Genomic DNA, 752 nt, shown 5'->3' on the forward strand with positions numbered 1-752 from the left:
AGTCCCGAAATCGTGAAGGATCGTTGCGCAGGCTCAGCCTTTATCGTTGCGCGGCATGGGAACCATGCCTGTCATGTTGCGCCACGGGCACATGTTGGACAGGCGCATGAGCGACCCTTGGAATGGCTGGCCGACCACGCCGGAGACCAGCGGCTGGCACTGGGTGGAGGATGCAGCCGGGCTGCGTCCCCTGCTCTGGCGCGGCGACGACTGGCCGGAGGCGATTGATCGGCGGGAATGGCAGGATGGCGTGGTCATCTGCGTCCCGGCCGATCTGCGCGGCGACCGCTACTTCGGTCCGGTGGCGATGCCGGATGCGGTGGCGGAGCGGTTCCGGGCGACGCAGATCGAACCCCCGGCGCCGCGTGGGCCCGGATCATGGGCGCGCCGGCTCGGGATGACGTGAGCAGCAGGCGCGCAAGCATGTCCGTCGCTCGTCACATCCTGGTCGTGGAAGACAACGCCAGCCTGCGCGGCCTGTTCGTCGACGTGATCTCGGCCGAGCGCGATTATCTGGTCACCAGCGCTGCGAGCCTCGCCCAGGCCGAGGTCCTGCTCGGCCAGCCGAACGCCCACTACGACGCCATCGTGTTGGATGTCGGCCTGCCCGACGGCAACGGCCGCGACCTCTGCCTGAAGCTGCGCCGGCGCGGTCTGCGGATCCCGATCCTCCTGCTGACCGGCTCGGTCGGCAGCCAGGACATGGTTGAGGGCTTCGGGTGTGGGGCCAGCGACTACCTCATCAAGCCCGT

The 752-nt window shown here is 68.5% G+C and carries 2 protein-coding genes; both read left to right on the forward strand.

The features are described from left to right. Nucleotides 1-106: 106 nt before the first annotated feature. Nucleotides 107-406: a hypothetical protein gene (locus ACFHPP_RS31260; RefSeq protein WP_437167115.1), complete on the forward strand. Its 300-nt coding sequence runs from the start codon at nucleotides 107-109 to the stop codon at nucleotides 404-406. Between the two features lie 17 nt (nucleotides 407-423). Then, nucleotides 424-752, forward strand: a 329-nt coding sequence (locus ACFHPP_RS31265; protein ID WP_437167116.1) for a response regulator transcription factor, incomplete at its 3' end; no start/stop codon positions are given.

The sequence above is a fragment of the Falsiroseomonas sp. E2-1-a20 genome (assembly GCF_051433195.1).
Lineage (GTDB): Bacteria > Pseudomonadota > Alphaproteobacteria > Acetobacterales > Acetobacteraceae > Falsiroseomonas.

Bases quoted from the DNA above. Each gene is read 5' to 3' on its own strand.
- ACFHPP_RS31260 (WP_437167115.1), top strand. From the start codon at position 107: ATGAGCGACCCTTGGAATGGCTGGCCGACCACGCCGGAGACCAGCGGC.